Below are 15,127 nucleotides of genomic sequence, written 5' to 3'. Positions count from 1 at the left end.
GGCGACACCGAGGGGTAGCTGGCATGACGAACAATTCCGCCTCGACTATTTCGTCATCCCATGCATCGGTCACTTACGAGCGTCCGCGCGCGGCGCACAGTGTCTTTGACAATTTGCAAGGGCAACTGTTCGGCATCGTCATGACGTCATTCGGGATTGCCATTCTCCATGCCGCCGGACTGGTCACCGGGCAGGCGGCGGGGTTGGCCTTCGTGATTTCCTACGCGACGGGCGTGGATTTCGGACCTCTGTTCTTCCTGGTCAATCTGCCTTTCTACTTCCTTGCGCTGGCCCGCATCGGCGTCGGCTTCACCATCAGGTCGCTGGTCGCGGTGACCGGCATTGCCCTGCTGTCCGGCCTGCTGCCGACGATGATGAGTTTCAGCGCCATCAACCCCTATGTGGCGGCGGTGCTGGCCGGCTTCTGCGTCGGGATCGGCGTCATCGCACTGTTCCGCCACGGCGCCAGCGGCGGCGGTGTCGGCATCCTCGCCTATTACCTGCAGGAGAAGACCGGATTCCGTGCCGGCTGGCTGCAGGCGCTGTTCGATCTGGCGGTGTTCTCGGCCGCCGCCTTCGTGCTGGAGTGGCCGGCGCTGCTGGCGTCGATCCTGGGGGCGGCGGTGCTGAACGCCTTCGTCGCCTTCAACCACCGCGCCGACTGGTACGTTGCCCGGTAACGTGAAAGGGCCGCGTTATTCGCGGCCCAGCACCCGGTCGACCACGGCGTCGGCCCATTCGCGCGACCGGAAGCTCGCCTTGGCCTCCACCGGGTCATAGACGCGCTCGACCCAATCCCAGAAGGCGATCGGGCGCTTCTGGTTGTAGGCGGCGTACAGTTCGAAGAAGTAGTCGAGGATGCCGGTCTTCGCCTGCTTGAAATGGCCGTATTTCCAGGACAACTGCTTCATTGCCTGGTCGAGCGGCTGGCCTTCATGGGCGAACAAGTACAGCGTCGCCATGAAGCCGGCGCGGTCGGCGCCCGACTTGCAGTGCATCAGAGCCGGATAGGTCATGCTCTTGAACAGCTCGCGCGCCTTCAGAAGGGTTTCCTTCTTGGGCATGTCGCGGGAGTTCACCGGGAAATCGACCAGTTCCAGCCCATGGGCGCGGCAGGCCTCCGCCTCCAGGATGTAGGAGGCGCAATCGCGCGAACCGCGCAGGTTCAGGATCGTCTTCACCCCATTGCGTGCCGCCGCCGCGATGTGGGACGGCGAGGGCTGGCTCGCCCGGTACATGGTGGGGGAGATGCGGTAGGTGTTGGAATAGATCAGCCGGAAACAGGCATGGTCGATGAACACGCTTTCCAGGTGGCCGAGCGCCCGCTGCCACGGCGTCGCCATGCGGCTGCGGCTGCGCTTGATCGCGTCGGCCAGCGCGGTGGTGGTGACCGCCCGCAGGGTGCTTTTCTTCGCCAACTCAAACCTTCCGATTCTGACGGAACGCCAACATAGGCATGGTCGGCGTTCCGTCAAGCGCTGAGGATTGCGCCGATTCTCCCTCTCCCCCCCGGGGAGAGGGTCGGGGTGAGGGGGACGCGTCGCGTGCCGCCCCCAAGAATCCTGCCGCGTATCCCCCTCACCCTAACCCTCTCCCCGGGGGGGAGAGGGGATAAGAGAAGCATTTTTCTCCTGCAGCCGCACATACATGTCGTACTGGGCCGCCAGCGTCAGCACGATTTCCATGTAAAGATTGATCAGGCCGTTGGCATAGAAGGCCGGGCAGCCGGTGTAATGACGCTCCCCCGCCATCGCGGTCGGCTCTATCAGGTCGGTGTTCAGGACTATCAGATCCTTGTCCGGATCATAGAGGAAGGCCGACTGGTCGGGACGCAGCGGGTGGATGGCCTGATGGTCGTCGGCCTCGATCTTTCCCGCCGCCATGAACTGGCACAGCATGCCCAGGCTGCCCATGGCGAGCGGCAGCACCTGTTTCAGGCTGCGGCGGGCAAGGTCGTCATAGGCCGCGGCCTCCAGCCCCGGACGCAGCAGCGGCGCCGCCTCCACCAGATTCCAGCAGACATGCAGGGCGGTGTGGCTGCCGGTCTTGGTGATCGACAGCATGTCGTAGCCGGACGGCCCGTGCAGGACCGACTTCTGCAACTCACGCCCCAGCACATAGCCGGCGGCGGCCATGTCGGTAATCGTCCCCTCCGTCCGGCAGCGGTCCTCCTCCACCATCACCTTGATCGCCCAATCCTTGATGATGGCGTCCAGCAGATGGCAGACGGAATCGCGCAGGAAGCCGACCATGCGGTCGGGATCGGCGGCAGCCATGCCGTCGGGGTCGTGGAAGTCCAGCCCGTGCGGCGAGTCCGGCGGGGTCGACAGCAGCAGATGTCCGGACTCGTCGAGCGGCATGCGGGCGATGATGTGCTCCCGCAGGTCGACATAGAGGAATCCCAGCAGGGTGTTGATCGCGACCTTCTCGAAATCCTCCTTGCGGGTGTCGGCATGGGCCGGGCAATGGCCGGCCAGCGCCAGCAACTCCTCGCTGAGCAGATACGCCGGCTCCTCGGCGATCCGATGCAGGATCGGCGCGAGGTTGATCCGGGTCATCCCGGCCTCCTCATGCGCGCCGGCATAGGTCAGGGCGAAGTCGTTGGTGCGGGCCATCGGGCTCAGCCCTCCTGCAGGCGGTCGTAGACGCCGTAGTCGAGCGCCAGCCCGGCGACGATGTCGAGATACAGCTTGATGAGGTTGGTGGTGTAGAAGGCCGGGCAGCCGGTGTAATAGCGCTCGCCCGGCTTGGCGAAGGTGACGATGGGATCGGCGTTCAGCCGGATCAGCCCGTTGGCGTCCAGCACGAAAGCCGTCTGGTTCTTGGGCAGGCGGTGGACGGCCAGCCCGTCGGCCGGCTCGATCCCGCTTTCCTCCATGTAATGGACCAGCATGCCCAGGCTGGCCATCGACAGCGGCACGATCTGCTTCAGGCTGCGGCGGACGAGGTCGTCGTAGAAGGCGGCGTCGCGCCCCGGCACCAGCAGCGGCGCGGCCTCCACCAGCGCCCAGCAGATGTGGATCGCGGTGTGGCTGCCGGTCTTGGTGATCGACAGCATGTCGTAGCCGGCGCGCTGGTAGAGCGGCGAATGCTCCAGCAGCGTGCGCAGGACGAAGGTCGCCGCCGCTTCCAGCGAAATCGCGCCGGAGCCCTGGGAGCGGAAATACTCCTCCTCATGCACCAGATCGACGGCCCAGCCGGTGATTAGGCCGTCCAGCAGATGGCAGGTGGCGTCGCGCAGGACGGAGCAGAAGACGTCCGGCTCCGCCGCCGCCATGGCGGCACGGTCGGCCGGGTCCAGCCCGTGCGGCGAGCGCGGCGGGATCGGCAGCATCGGCCGGCCGTCCGCATCGAAGGGCAGCTTTTCCGCGATGTGGTCGCGCAGGCGATTGAACAGCAGGGCCAGCAGGCTGTTGACCGCGACCTTGTCGGCGTCGTCCTGGGGGATCGGGGCCTGAGGAATGGGCGCCGCTCCGTCCGTGGCGCCCTCGCTTTTCCCGGCATGGAACGGGCATTGCCCGGCGCCCTTGCGGAAGTCGTCGCTGAACAGGAAATTCGGGTCGGACTGGATACGCTGCAGGATATGGGCGATCGACACCCGGCCCAGCCCCGCCTCGCCATGGGCGGTGTTGAAGGTCTGGGCGAAGTCGTTGGAACGGGCGGTCAGGGTGTCGGACATGCGTGCGGCCTTCGGCGCGGATGTAGAGCGGACGGGTTACCCTAAAGGCAACTGCCGGCCGCGCGCAACGGAGTGTCGCCTCCCGGCTCTATAATGTCCCGGCCGCTGCGTTATTTTGCCACGATCCGCCCGTCCACCGTGGGCGCGACCGTTTTCTTGGATTCGACGTAATTCATCACGATGGTCGCCAGCAACACCGCGCCCGAGGCATCGACGATGACTTTGGCCCGTGGGAAGGCGGCATAGCCGTCGCCGCCCTTCAGCATGTAATCGTTGGTGGCGACGCGGTAGGTCGCCTGAGGGTCCAGCGGTTTGCCGCCCACGGTCACCGACATCACCCGCCGTCCGGCCGGCGCCTTGGGGTCGTAGGTCATGGTCAGGCCGGAGACCTGCGGGAAACGCCCGGCCTTCTCCTCCACCTTGCCGACGCCATGTTCGAGGGTGGAGATCAGATCCTGCCCCGACATCTCCACCAGCACGCCGACATTGCCGAAGGGCAGCTCGGCGAAGATGTCCTTGCGGGTCAGCGTGGAGCCGGCGGGGTGCAGCGCATCGGCGCGGATGCCGCCGCCGTTGGTGATGGCGACATCGGCCTTCAACGCGTCGCGCAAGGCGTCGGCGATCAGGTTGCCCATGCTGGCTTCGCGGCTGCGCACCACGTCCTTGCGGCTGTCCAGTTCGGTCGCCGTGGTGCCGATCACCGCGGCCAGATCGCTGTCGAGCCGCTTGGTGTAGCCCTCCACCACCGTCTCGACCGCCGGATCGGGGGCGACGCCGGCGGTGGTGACGAAGCGCCATTCGGTCGGCACGGTGGTGGTCGCCGGACCCTTGCCCGATTCTTTGGTCTCGCCCTTGGTTTCCACGGCCAGCTTCACGACGCCGAGATACTGCGCATCGTGCCCGGCCTTCAGGATCAGGGTGGAGCCCTCATAGAAGCTGATCGGGTCGTGGTCGTGGCCGCCCAGGATCAGGTCGATGCCCTTGACCTTGGATGCCAGTTCCCGGTCCTCCGCGATGGTCAGGTGGGTCAGCGCGACGACGACTGCAGCCCCCTTCGCCCGTAACTCCTTCACCGCCGCATCCGCCGTTTCCAGGACCGGAGAGAAGCTCAGGCTCGGCCCGGCGCTGGACAGGCGGGCGGTGTCGGGGGTGATCAGGCCGATGAAACCGACGGTGATGCCGTCGGTGGTCCGGGTCCAACTCGGCACCGTGCCGGCGAAGGCGGAGCCGTCGGCCGACCGCACATTGCTGCCGATCCAGGGGAATTTCGATTCGGCCATGCGCTGTTTCAGCGTGTCGGGACCGAAGTCGAATTCATGATTGCCGAAGGTCACCGCATCGACGCCGATGGCGTTGAACAGCGCGATCATCTGCTCGCCCCGCGTGGTGCCCGACAGCAGCGACGGCGACAGGAAGTCGCCGCCGACCGTTGTGATCGCATCGGGGGCCGCGGCGCGTTCGCGCTTCAGCAGCGTCATCAGCGGCCCGAACCCGCCCTGGCCCTTCACCGGCGCGATCTCGTACACGTCGTTGACATGCAGGAAGGTCAGCGTGCCGTTCTGCGCCCAGCTGGGCAGGGCGGCTCCCAGGATGACGGCAAACAGTGGAGCGGCGATCAGGCGGAAACGGAACAGCATGGAGAGCGGACCTCCGGTGGCATACTTGCGTATTCTAGACCAGCTTTGCCCCGCCGCGCATAGCGGCTTTGCGGCGAGGAGCATGCGATCGGGCGCGGCTGCGGCTTGAACTCCGCCTGCGACGGTCTCACAACTTGATGACAAGATTGCCAACGACGCGAGCCGAGCAGACCCATGCGCATCCTGGTCGTTCAGAACAGCCGCACCGCTCCCATCGGTCTGGTGGGCGACGCGCTGACCGACAACGGCGCCACCCTCCACACCATTGCGGCCAACGAGGGGGAAACGATCCCCGACAAGGACGGCTATGCCGGTCTCGTCGTGCTGGGCGGCCCGCAGGATGCCTGGAACGACGATAAGGGGCCGCATTTCGGCCAGGTGATGGAGACGATCCGCGACTTCACCGACGCCGACCGGCCGGTGATGGGCATCTGCCTGGGGGCGCAGCTGGCGGCCCGCGCCTATGGCGCCAAGGTCTACCGCCACACCACGCCGGAACTGGGCATCCACCGCGTCAGCCTGACCGACGGCGCGCAGGGCGATCCGCTGCTGGAAGGGTTCGGTCCGGAGCTGAACCTCGCCCAGTGGCACTACGACACCTTCGAGTTTCCCGACGGCGCGGTGCCGCTGGCCACCAGCGAAGCCTGCGACCGTCAGGCCTTCCGCCTCGGCCGCGCCACCTACGCCTTCCAGTTCCACCCGGAGGCCACCGGCGACATCCTGCGCGGCTGGGCGTCGCGCATCCGGGAGGAGGCGCGGGAAAGCAACGCCGAGATGCTGCACGGTCTGGAGGACTCCATCGCCACCCACCTGCCGGTGGCGGAGCGCTTTACCCGCGCGATGACCCGGCGCTGGCTGGATCTGGCGCGATAATCTTTCTACCGTCGGCCGCTTCGGTGAAACGCGCCAGCAGGTCGGGGGTATCGACGTCGTAGAGGATGCCGGCGTCATCGACCGGCACCTCGCACAGCCGGTCGGCATGCTGGCCGATCAGCCGCTTGGCACCGGCGTCCCCCGTCAGCGCCGCCATCTCCGTGAAGAAGGCGCGATCCCACAGCACCGGGTTGCCCTGCTTGCCGTGGGTGGTGGGGATGCAGATGGCGCGCCCCTCCACCGGGCTGTAGGCGGCGATCAGCCGGTCGATCACGGCGGACGCCACCCGCGGCATGTCGCCCAAACACACCACCACCGCATCGGATTCGCTGGGCACCGCCGCGAGACCGGCGCGCAGCGAGCTGCTCAGCCCGTCGGCGAAGGCAGGATTGTGGACGAAGGTGACCGGCCGGTCGGCCAGCGCCCGCGCCACGCTTTCCCCCTGGTGGCCGGTGACCACGATGACGCTTGAGGCTTGCGAAGCCAGCGCCGCGTCGACGGCGCGGGCGACCAGCGGCGTGCCGTTGACCTCCGCCAGCAGCTTGTTGGTCGGCCCCATGCGGCTGGAGCGGCCGGCGGCCAGCACCAGGGCGGTGACGCGCGGCGCGCGGGGCGCTTCCGTCGCGACGCCGGCACGCGGCAGCGGCCGCGTCGGAATCTCGGCCAGCAGCCCGCCGACGCCCATCCGCATCACGTCCGCCCGGTTCGGCGGAATGCCGGCGGCGATGCGCTGCAGCACCCAGTCGAAGCCGTTGAGCTTGGGCGAGCGCGCACAGCCCGGCAGTCCCAGCACCGGTTTGCCCTGGCGACGGGCCAGCAGAAGCAGGTTGCCGGGATCGACCGGCATGCCGAAATGCTCCACCACGCCGCCGGCCCGCTCGATGGCCGCCGGCAGCACGTCGCGGCGGTCGGTGATGGCCGACGCGCCGGCAATCAGCAGCAGGTCGGCCGGCGGCGCCTCTGCGATTTCAGCCGCCAGCGCCGCCTCGTCATGGTTGCAGCGCGATTCATGGATCAGCGTGCCGCCGAGCGACTCGACCCGCTCCCGCGTCACGGTGACGGTCTTGTCGAGCACGCTGTCCTTCATCCCCGGCAGCCGCGTCTGGATCAGCGCCACCGACAGCGGGCGATAGGGCAGGACGCCCAGCGGCGGCGGCCCGTCGGCGGCGATTAGCTCCGCCTTCTCCACTGCGGCGGTGGGGGCGGCGAAGGGGATGATCTTGACGGTGGCCAACATCTGACCGGGCGCGACGGGAGCGAAGTCGGGCAGGGTGGCGATGGTGACGCTCTCGTCGATTTCATTGATGGCGTCGATGCGGGCGGGGTCGAGGCGCAGAAGCCCATGTGCTTCGGCGAACAGGTTGACGCGCCCGGTGAAGGCCGCGGCGATCTGGACGGAGCCGCCCGCCACGGCGGCGGCGATGCGGGTGGCGGCGGCGTTCTCGGCGATGTCGCTGTCGGACAGCTTGGCGGCGATCACGTCCGAAATGCCGGCTTCGCGCAACGCAGTGACGTCTTCGGCCGAAAGCCGGCGACCCTTCTTGAAGGCGATGGAACCCAGGCGCAGCGAATGGGCGAGGATCACGCCCTCGGCATCGGACAGGGGTAGCGGGCCGAAGAACATGGGGGGCTCCGGATGGGCACGGACGATGTATGCCCACGGATATGGCGAGCGGGCCGGAGCCGGGCAATGGGCGGAAGGTGTGGGGTATCTTGGGGGAGGGTTAGGGTGTCGGCTGACGATGCCCCCTCCCTAACCCTCCCCCGCTAACGCGGGAGAGGGGACTGCCGCCGCTTTGGCATTTCATTCATGCCGACAAGCATCCTGCCCCCTCTCCCGCGAAGCGGGGGAGGGATGGGGAGGGGGCATCAGGGGCAACCACTCACCCCCTCAGCAGGGATGGTTCTCCCCGCGCCGCACGCAGGTGATCTGCCCCATGATCGCAATCGCGATTTCCGCCGGGGTGACGGCGCCGATCGACAGGCCGACCGGGCCGCGGATGCACTTCACTTCGGCCTCGCTCAGCCCCTCGTCGCGCAGGCGGTCCAGGCGCAGGGCGTGGGTGCGCTTGCTGCCCAGCGCGCCGACATAGAAGGCGGGAGAGCGCAGCGCCACCACCAGCGCCGGGTCGTCCAGCTTGGGGTCGTGCGTCAGGGTGACCACGGCGGTGCGGGCGTCGGGCTTCAGCTCCGCCAGCGCCTCGTCCGGCCACAGGTGGTTCAGCTTCACGCCCGGGAAGCGCGCCTCGGTCGCGAAGGCGCCGCGCGGGTCGATCACCGTCACGTCATAGCCGGTCAGCGCCGCCACCGGGGCCAGCGCCTGGGCGATGTGCACGGCGCCGACGATCAGCAGCCGCATCGCCGGATTGTGGACATGCACGAACAGGCGGAAGCCGTCCTCGTCCTGCGGATCGACCAGCAGGCCGGAACGGTCCTGGCGGATGCGCCGGCGCACCTCGTCCAGCAGGTCGGGCTCAAGCCCGAAGCCGCCATGGACGGTGTCCTCGTAAACCAGGGTCTGGAGGCCGGTGTTGAGATCGGTCACCAGGGCGGCCGGGATCGCCGCGGCCTTTGCCGCGAGCAGCCGGTCCAGAATATCGCGTTTCATTCCACGGCCTCGACATAGACCTGTACCTGTCCGCCGCAGGCCAGCCCGACTTCCCAGGCCATTTCGTTGGTGATGCCGAAGGACAGCAGGCGCGGTTCGCCGTCCTCCATCGACTTGGCGGCCTCGTGCGCCACGGCGCTTTCGATGCAGCCGCCGGACACGGAGCCGGCCATCGACCCGCGGTCGTCGACCGCCATCTGGCTGCCGACCGGCCGGGGCGAGGAGCCCCAGGTCGCGACGACGGTCGCCAGGGCCACCCTGCGGCCGGCGGCCCGCCATGCGGCCGCTTGCTCCACGATGTTGTCCGCCATCAGGGTGTCGTTCATCCCGCCGCCTCCTTCAACCAGCGGCGCAAGCCCGGGCTACGACGTGGATGGTCGGCCGACAGGACACCGGCCAGATCCGCGAGGCTGTTCAGGCTGTGGGCCGCAAGAAAATCGTCCACATGCGGCAGCAGCGCCCGGATGCCCGAGGATTTCGGCGCGAAGCCTTCCCAGCGCAACAAAGGATTCAGCCAGACGAGCCGCCGACAGCTTTTGTGCAACCGATCGGCCTCTGCCGCAAGCCCTTCCCCTGCATCCCTGTCCAGCCCGTCGGTAATGAGAAGCACGACCGCGCCCTGGCCCAGCACCCGCCTCGCCCAGGTCCGGTTGAAGGCGTGCAGCGCGGTGCCGATCCGCGTGCCGCCCGACCAGTCGGCCACCGCCCCGGATACCGCGTCCAGCGCCACGTCGACGTCCTTGTGCCGCAGATGGCGGGTGATGTTGGTCAGCCGCGTGCCGAAGACGAAGCTGTAAACCCGGTCGCGGTCGTTGGTCACCGCATGCATGAAATGCAGCAGCATCCGCGAATAGCGGGTCATCGAGCCGGAGATGTCGCACAGCACCACCAGCGGCGGCGGCCGGGTGCGGCGGCGCTTGCGGGCAAGGTCCGACAGGTCGCCGCCGGTGCGCAGCATCCGCCGCAATGTGGCGCGCGGATCGACGCGCGGCCCCATCGGGTCGGACCGGTAACGCCGCGTCGTGACCTCCGCCAGCGGCAAGGCGAGACGGGTCAGCAGGCGTTTGGCCTGCGCCATCTCCTCCCCCGTCATCTTCTCGAAATCCTTGTCCTGCAGGCGTTCGGTGGCGGACACGGTGAAGGAGGCGTCGATTTCGATCTCGGTCTTTTCCGGTTCCTCCTGTTCGGCGCCGCTGCCGTGCAGGGCCTCGGCAAGGCGCTGGGCCATCTCCGGCTGGTCGGGCGGAGCCTCCGTCCGCACCTTCGGCAGCATCAGCGACATCATCTTCTTGAGGATGTCGGGATTGCGCCAGAAGACGTGGAAGGCCTGGTCGAACAGCTCGCTCTGGTCGTGGCGGTTCACGAAAATGGCGTGCAGCGCCCAATAGAAGTCGGTGCGGTTGGACAGGCCGACGGCCTCCACCGCCTCCACCGCCTGCAACAGCTTGCCCGGCCCGACCGGCAGGCCGGCGGCGCGCAGCACGCGGGCGAAATGCATCAGGTTGAGGGTGAGGCGGCCGGCCGGCGCGTCGTCCGTCATGGCGGCCTCAGCGCGCGGTGGTGGCGGCCAGCTCGGTCTTGACCTGGGTCAGGATGCGCGCCGCCTCGCTGCCCTGGATGCGGGCGATGTCGTCCTGGTATTTCAGCAGCGTGCCCAGCGTGTCGTTGATGACGGAGGGTTCCAGCTCCAGCTGGTTCAACTCCACCAGGGCCTGCGCCCAATCCAGCGTCTCCGCCACGCCCGGCGCCTTGTAGAGGTCGAGGCCGCGCAAGTTCTGGACGAAGCCGACCACCTGGGCGGCCAGCCTTGCATCGGCCTGCGGCGCCTTGACCGCGACGATCTCCCGCTCCCGCGCGGCGCTGGGGTAATCGACCCAATGGTAGAAGCAGCGTCGTTTCAGCGCGTCGTGAATCTCGCGCGTGCGGTTGGAGGTGAGGATGACGATGGGCGGCTCCGGCGCATGGACGGTACCGAATTCCGGGATCGAGACCTGATAGTCGGACAGGATCTCCAGCAGATAGGCTTCGAACGGCTCGTCGGTGCGGTCCAGTTCGTCGATCAGCAGCACCGGCGGCCCGGCGAGATCCGGTTCCAATGCCTGCAGCAGCGGGCGCTTGACCAGGAAGCGTTCGGAAAACAGGTCGGAGGCCAAGGATTCACGGTCCTGCCCGCCCGACGCCTCGGCCAGCCGGATTTCCATCATCTGGCGGGCATAGTTCCACTCATAGACGGCGGAGGAGGCGTCCAGCCCCTCATAGCATTGCAGCCGCAGCAGCTTGCGGCCGAGCGTCGCCGACAGGACCTTGGCGATCTCCGTCTTGCCGACGCCCGCCTCGCCCTCCAGGAACAGCGGGCGCTTCAGCTTCAGCGCCAGGAACAGCGCGGTCGCCAGCGAGCGGTCCGCGACGTAGGAACCGCGGGTGAGAAGCGCCAGTGTGTCGTCGACGGAGGCGGGGAGAGGGGTGGTCATGAAGGGCCTTGATGGATTGAATGAATGCGCGGCATCAGGCGGCGGCGCACCGTTGGTCCTGTGCACGCTGCCACAGCCGATCTGCCGGATAATCGATGTCCGGGTCCTCCGCGTCGCCCCAGCCGATGGCCCAGCCCCAGGCTGCGACCTTCACCTTGGCGAATAGGGCCGGATCCGCAAGTGGACGCAACATGGTGAAGCGACGGATCGGTTCGGACAGGTCGACCACGTCCCGGGTGCCGTCGATCCAGGTCACGGCCACCGACAGCGTACCGGTAAGGGCTTCGACGGCGGCGACGCGGGGTTGGTCCATCGACTTACTCCTCGCCATTGATCTCGATCCAGCGCAATGCCAGCAACGGCCGGTTTTCTCCCGCCCATTCCAGCACCTTACGCATCGTATCAGGCGGCGCGGTGCCTTTCAGCAAGACCAGATCATTGATCCGGACCAGTGCGTTGAAGTCCGGTCCGACGATATGGAAATGCGGTGGATTGTGGTCGTCGGCATAGATGTAAACGCGGGCGTTTCCTATTCGGACGATGATCGGCATGGAGAAAGTCTGACTGCCCTTGTCCCGCAGCGTCAAGCACCCTCGCCACGACACAGATGGCCGTGGCGAGGGTGTATCGACCGTCTTAGCCCGCGGCTTCGACCGCGCGCTTCGCCATCACGGTGACGAGGTGGGCGCGGTAGTCGGCGCTGGCGTGGATGTCGGCATTCAGGCCGTCGGAGCCTACCGACAGGCCGTTCAGCGCCTCCGCCCGGAAGTCGGCGGCGAGCGCCGTCTCGAACGCCTCGGCGCGGAAGACCGAGCCTGCGGCGCCGGTCACCGCCACCCGCACTTCGGCGCCGAACTTGGCGACGAAGACGCCGACGATGGCATAGCGGCTGGCCGGATTGCGGAACTTGGCGTAGGCCGCCTTGTCGGGACGGGAGAAGCGCACCGACTTGATGATCTCGCCCGGCTCCAGCGCGGTTTCGAACATGCCGGTGAAGAAATCGTCGCCGGCGATGCTGCGGCGGTCGGTGGTGACCGTGGCTTTCAGCGCCACCACCGCCGACGGATAGTCGGCCGACGGATCGGCGTTGGCGATGGAACCGCCCATCGTGCCCATGTTGCGGACCTGCCGGTCGCCGATGCCCTCGGCGAGGCTGGCCAGCGCCGGGATCACCCGTTTGATGAGGTCGGAGTGGGCGACCTCCGCATGGCGGGTGAAGGCGCCGATCTCCAGCCCGCCATCCGCCTCGCGGATGCCCTTCAGCTCCGGAATGGCGCCGAGGTCGATCAGGTCGGTCGGGCGGGCGAGGCGCTGCTTCAGCGTCGGCAGCAGGGTCTGGCCGCCGCCCATCAGCTTGGCCTCTTCCGCCTGAATGGCAGCCGCCGCATCGGCGAGCGTTGTCGGCCGTTGGTACGTGAACGCGTACATTCTCTAGCCTCCTTCTTCTTCGGCCGTCTTATTCCGCCGCCATGGCAGGAGTGGGGGCGGGCGTGGCGTCGCGGATGGTGCGCCAGACCTTTTCCGGCGTCGCCGGCATGTCCATGTGGGTGACGCCGTACTCCGACAGCGCGTCCACCACCGCGTTCATCACGGCGGCGGCGGCGCCGATGGTCCCGGCCTCGCCGCAGCCCTTCACGCCCAGCGGGTTGTGGGTGCAGGGCTGGTCCTCGTGATAGCGCACGGTGAAGGATGGGACATCGTCCGCCCGCGGCATGCAATAGTCCATGTAGGATCCGGTGACGAGCTGGCCCGACTCCTCGTCATAGACGCAGTTCTCGTACAGCGCCTGCCCGATGCCCTGGACAAGGCCGCCATGCACCTGCCCCTCGACGATCAGCGGGTTGATGACGTTGCCGAAATCGTCCACCGCGGCGAAGCTGACGATGGTGGTGACGCCGGTGTCGGGGTCGATCTCCAACTCGCAGACATGGCAGCCGTTGGGGTAGGTGAAGTTCTTGGGATCGTAGAAGGCCTGCTCGTCCAGTCCCGGCTCCAGTTCGTCCAGCGGGAAGTTGTGCGGGACATAGGCTTGCAGGGCGATCTCGCCGATACCCAGGCTCTTGTCGGTGCCGGCGACGGTGAAGCGGCCGTCCTTCACCTCGATGTCGGTCTCGGCGGCCTCCAGCATGTGGGCGGCGATCTTCTTCGCCTTGCGCTCCACCTTGTCCATCGCCTTCACCAGGGCCGAACCGCCGACCGCGAGCGAGCGGGAGCCGTAGGTGCCCATGCCGAAGGGGATCTTGTTGGTGTCGCCGTGGACGATCTCGACATTCTCGATCGGGATGCCGAACCGCTCCGCCACGATCTGGGCGAAGGTGGTCTCATGGCCCTGGCCGTGGCTGTGAGATCCGGTGAAGACCGTCACCGAACCCGTTGGATGGAAACGGACTTCCGCGCATTCATAAAGTCCTGCGCGAGCGCCGAGCGCACCGGCGACATTGCTGGGGGCGATGCCGCAGGCTTCGATGTATGTCGCAAATCCGATGCCGCGCAGCTTGCCGCGCGCCTTCGATTCGGCCCGGCGCTGCTGGAAGCCGGGGTAGTCGACCAGCGGCAGGGCGATGTCCAGGTTCTTGGCGAAATCGCCGGTGTCGTATTGCAATGCTACCGGCGTCTGGTAGGGCATCGCCTCCTTCGGCACGAAGTTGCGGCGGCGGATCTCGGTCTTGTCCATGCCCATCACGCCGGCCGCGACATCCACCAGCCGTTCGATCAGATAGCAGGCTTCCGGCCGGCCGGCGCCGCGATAGGCATCGACGGGGGCGGTGTTGGTGAAGACGGCCTTTACCTCGGCATAGATCGCCGGGGTCTTGTACTGGCCGGCCAGCAGGGTGGCGTAGAGGTAGGTCGGGATCGACGGCGCGAAGGTCGACAGATAGGCGCCGAGATTGGCCAGAGTCGAGACGCGCAGCGCCAGGAAATTGCCGTCGGCATCCATCGCCAGTTCGGCATGGCTGACATGGTCGCGGCCATGGGCGTCGGTCAGGAAGCTTTCGGAGCGGTCGGCAGTCCATTTCACCGGCCGGCCGACCTTGCGCGCCGCCCAGGTGACGACGGCCTCCTCGCCGTAATGGAAGATCTTCGACCCGAATCCGCCGCCGACGTCGGGCGCCACCACCCGCAGCTTGTGCTCCGGAATGCCCAGCACGAAGGCGCCCATCAGCAGGCGGGTGACGTGCGGGTTCTGGCTGGTGGTGGTCAGCGTGTATTCGCCGCTGGACTGGTCGTATTCGCCCATCGCCGCCCGCGGCTCCATGGCGTTCGGGACCAGCCGCTGGTTGACCAGATCGATCTTGGCGACATGGGCGGCATTGGCGAAGGCCGCGTCCACCGCCGCCCGGTCGCCCAGATGCCAGTCGTAGCAGACATTGTCCGGCGCATCGTCATGGACCAGCGGAGCACCGCCGGCGATGGCGCGGGTGGAGGACCCAACCGCCGGCAGTTCCTCGTAATCGACCACCACCATCTCGGCGGCGTCGCGCGCCTGCTCGCGGGTTTCGGCGATGACCACCGCCACCGCGTCGCCGACATAGCGCACGCGGTCGCGCGCCAGCGGATAGTGCGGCGGCTCCTTCATCGGCGAGCCGTCCTTGGAGTGGATCTGCCAGCCGCAGGGCAGGCTGCCGACCTTGTCGGCCTCCATGTCGGCCCCGGTCAGCACGGCGACCACGCCCGGCATCGCCAGAGCGTCCGTGAAGTCGATGCCCAGGATGCGGGCATGGGCGTAGGGGGAGCGCACATGCACCGCATGGGTCATGTTCGGGCGCTTGAAATCGTCGGTGTAGTTGCCGCGGCCGGTCAGAAAGCGCTGGTCTTCGCGCCGGCGCACCGAGGCGCCGATGCCATTGGGGTTCGCCAT

Annotated in this window: 15 protein-coding genes; 2 read left to right on the top strand and 13 right to left on the bottom strand. The window is 67.5% G+C overall.

Annotated elements, in window-relative coordinates; all coding sequences use genetic code 11:
* Positions 1 to 23 precede the first annotated feature (23 nt).
* The gene (locus FZ029_RS25475; RefSeq protein ID WP_149272491.1) at positions 24 to 680 is read left to right on the top strand and encodes a YitT family protein; all 657 of its coding nucleotides are present in this window, start codon (positions 24 to 26) and stop codon (positions 678 to 680) included.
* Positions 681 to 695: 15 nt separating this feature from the next.
* On the opposite strand, the gene FZ029_RS25470 is transcribed toward FZ029_RS25475, so the two are convergent.
* From FZ029_RS25470 to FZ029_RS25455, 4 genes are all read right to left on the bottom strand, one after another.
* Entirely contained in the window at positions 696 to 1,418 is a 723-nt protein-coding gene (locus tag FZ029_RS25470) for a sulfur transferase domain-containing protein (protein WP_149272490.1), read from the bottom strand.
* Positions 1,419 to 1,583: 165 nt separating this feature from the next.
* The gene (locus tag FZ029_RS25465) at positions 1,584 to 2,615 is read right to left on the bottom strand and encodes a hypothetical protein (RefSeq protein ID WP_149272489.1); all 1,032 of its coding nucleotides are present in this window, start codon (positions 2,613 to 2,615) and stop codon (positions 1,584 to 1,586) included.
* A gap of 5 nt (positions 2,616 to 2,620) precedes the next feature.
* Entirely contained in the window at positions 2,621 to 3,679 is a 1,059-nt protein-coding gene (locus FZ029_RS25460) for a hypothetical protein (RefSeq protein ID WP_149272488.1), read from the bottom strand.
* A gap of 110 nt (positions 3,680 to 3,789) precedes the next feature.
* The gene (locus FZ029_RS25455; protein ID WP_149272487.1) at positions 3,790 to 5,316 is read right to left on the bottom strand and encodes a 5'-nucleotidase C-terminal domain-containing protein; all 1,527 of its coding nucleotides are present in this window, start codon (positions 5,314 to 5,316) and stop codon (positions 3,790 to 3,792) included.
* Positions 5,317 to 5,490: 174 nt separating this feature from the next.
* Between FZ029_RS25455 and FZ029_RS25450 the strand changes: the two genes are divergently transcribed.
* Positions 5,491 to 6,189: a type 1 glutamine amidotransferase gene (locus FZ029_RS25450; RefSeq protein ID WP_149272486.1), complete on the top strand. Its 699-nt coding sequence runs from the start codon at positions 5,491 to 5,493 to the stop codon at positions 6,187 to 6,189.
* On the opposite strand, the gene FZ029_RS25445 is transcribed toward FZ029_RS25450, so the two are convergent.
* The 9 genes from FZ029_RS25445 to FZ029_RS25405 all read right to left on the bottom strand — a co-directional run bounded on the left by FZ029_RS25445 (position 6,146) and on the right by FZ029_RS25405 (position 15,127).
* The gene (locus tag FZ029_RS25445; protein ID WP_149272485.1) at positions 6,146 to 7,813 is read right to left on the bottom strand and encodes a molybdopterin-binding/glycosyltransferase family 2 protein; all 1,668 of its coding nucleotides are present in this window, start codon (positions 7,811 to 7,813) and stop codon (positions 6,146 to 6,148) included. The genes FZ029_RS25450 and FZ029_RS25445 overlap by 44 nt on opposite strands.
* A gap of 267 nt (positions 7,814 to 8,080) precedes the next feature.
* Positions 8,081 to 8,797, bottom strand: coding sequence for an XdhC family protein (locus tag FZ029_RS25440; protein WP_149272484.1), 717 nt, complete (start codon positions 8,795 to 8,797; stop codon positions 8,081 to 8,083).
* Positions 8,794 to 9,123, bottom strand: a complete 330-nt coding sequence (locus FZ029_RS25435) for an XdhC family protein (RefSeq protein WP_211101190.1) — start codon at positions 9,121 to 9,123, stop codon at positions 8,794 to 8,796. Before FZ029_RS25435 ends, FZ029_RS25440 begins: the two co-directional genes overlap by 4 nt.
* Complete coding sequence (locus FZ029_RS25430; RefSeq protein WP_149272483.1) at positions 9,120 to 10,337, bottom strand: VWA domain-containing protein; 1,218 nt, start codon at positions 10,335 to 10,337, stop codon at positions 9,120 to 9,122. Before FZ029_RS25430 ends, FZ029_RS25435 begins: the two co-directional genes overlap by 4 nt.
* A gap of 7 nt (positions 10,338 to 10,344) precedes the next feature.
* A complete protein-coding gene (locus FZ029_RS25425; protein WP_149272482.1) occupies positions 10,345 to 11,268 on the bottom strand; it encodes a MoxR family ATPase in 924 nt (307 codons plus the stop codon).
* A 34-nt stretch (positions 11,269 to 11,302) separates the two neighbouring features.
* Entirely contained in the window at positions 11,303 to 11,581 is a 279-nt protein-coding gene (locus tag FZ029_RS25420) for a DUF2442 domain-containing protein (RefSeq protein WP_149272481.1), read from the bottom strand.
* 4 nt (positions 11,582 to 11,585) lie between these two features.
* Complete coding sequence (locus tag FZ029_RS25415) at positions 11,586 to 11,819, bottom strand: DUF4160 domain-containing protein (RefSeq protein ID WP_247892497.1); 234 nt, start codon at positions 11,817 to 11,819, stop codon at positions 11,586 to 11,588.
* Positions 11,820 to 11,904: 85 nt separating this feature from the next.
* Positions 11,905 to 12,696 (bottom strand): xanthine dehydrogenase family protein subunit M, encoded by a 792-nt coding sequence (locus tag FZ029_RS25410; RefSeq protein ID WP_149272479.1) that lies wholly within the window; start codon positions 12,694 to 12,696, stop codon positions 11,905 to 11,907.
* Between the two features lie 28 nt (positions 12,697 to 12,724).
* A complete protein-coding gene (locus FZ029_RS25405) occupies positions 12,725 to 15,127 on the bottom strand; it encodes a xanthine dehydrogenase family protein molybdopterin-binding subunit (RefSeq protein WP_149272478.1) in 2,403 nt (800 codons plus the stop codon).

This window comes from Azospirillum sp. Sh1 (genome assembly GCF_008365135.1).
Lineage (GTDB): Bacteria > Pseudomonadota > Alphaproteobacteria > Azospirillales > Azospirillaceae > Azospirillum > Azospirillum oryzae.
The sequence above is the reverse complement of the archived record's forward strand: the minus strand, read 5'-3'. Positions and strand labels throughout refer to the sequence as shown.

What these genes read in the sequence shown, in the direction of transcription:
- FZ029_RS25450 (WP_149272486.1), top strand. Translation starts at nt 5,491, where the DNA reads ATGCGCATCCTGGTCGTTCAGAACAGCCGCACCGCTCCCATCGGTCTG.
- FZ029_RS25410 (WP_149272479.1), bottom strand. Translation starts at nt 12,696, where the DNA reads ATGTACGCGTTCACGTACCAACGGCCGACAACGCTCGCCGATGCGGCG.
- FZ029_RS25405 (WP_149272478.1), bottom strand. Translation starts at nt 15,127, where the DNA reads ATGGCGAACCCCAATGGCATCGGCGCCTCGGTGCGCCGGCGCGAAGAC.
- FZ029_RS25430 (WP_149272483.1), bottom strand. Translation starts at nt 10,337, where the DNA reads ATGACGGACGACGCGCCGGCCGGCCGCCTCACCCTCAACCTGATGCAT.
- FZ029_RS25460 (WP_149272488.1), bottom strand. Translation starts at nt 3,679, where the DNA reads ATGTCCGACACCCTGACCGCCCGTTCCAACGACTTCGCCCAGACCTTC.
- FZ029_RS25425 (WP_149272482.1), bottom strand. Translation starts at nt 11,268, where the DNA reads ATGACCACCCCTCTCCCCGCCTCCGTCGACGACACACTGGCGCTTCTC.
- FZ029_RS25445 (WP_149272485.1), bottom strand. Translation starts at nt 7,813, where the DNA reads ATGTTCTTCGGCCCGCTACCCCTGTCCGATGCCGAGGGCGTGATCCTC.
- FZ029_RS25455 (WP_149272487.1), bottom strand. Translation starts at nt 5,316, where the DNA reads ATGCTGTTCCGTTTCCGCCTGATCGCCGCTCCACTGTTTGCCGTCATC.
- FZ029_RS25415 (WP_247892497.1), bottom strand. Translation starts at nt 11,819, where the DNA reads ATGCCGATCATCGTCCGAATAGGAAACGCCCGCGTTTACATCTATGCC.
- FZ029_RS25435 (WP_211101190.1), bottom strand. Translation starts at nt 9,123, where the DNA reads ATGAACGACACCCTGATGGCGGACAACATCGTGGAGCAAGCGGCCGCA.
- FZ029_RS25465 (WP_149272489.1), bottom strand. Translation starts at nt 2,615, where the DNA reads ATGGCCCGCACCAACGACTTCGCCCTGACCTATGCCGGCGCGCATGAG.
- FZ029_RS25420 (WP_149272481.1), bottom strand. Translation starts at nt 11,581, where the DNA reads ATGGACCAACCCCGCGTCGCCGCCGTCGAAGCCCTTACCGGTACGCTG.
- FZ029_RS25440 (WP_149272484.1), bottom strand. Translation starts at nt 8,797, where the DNA reads ATGAAACGCGATATTCTGGACCGGCTGCTCGCGGCAAAGGCCGCGGCG.
- FZ029_RS25475 (WP_149272491.1), top strand. Translation starts at nt 24, where the DNA reads ATGACGAACAATTCCGCCTCGACTATTTCGTCATCCCATGCATCGGTC.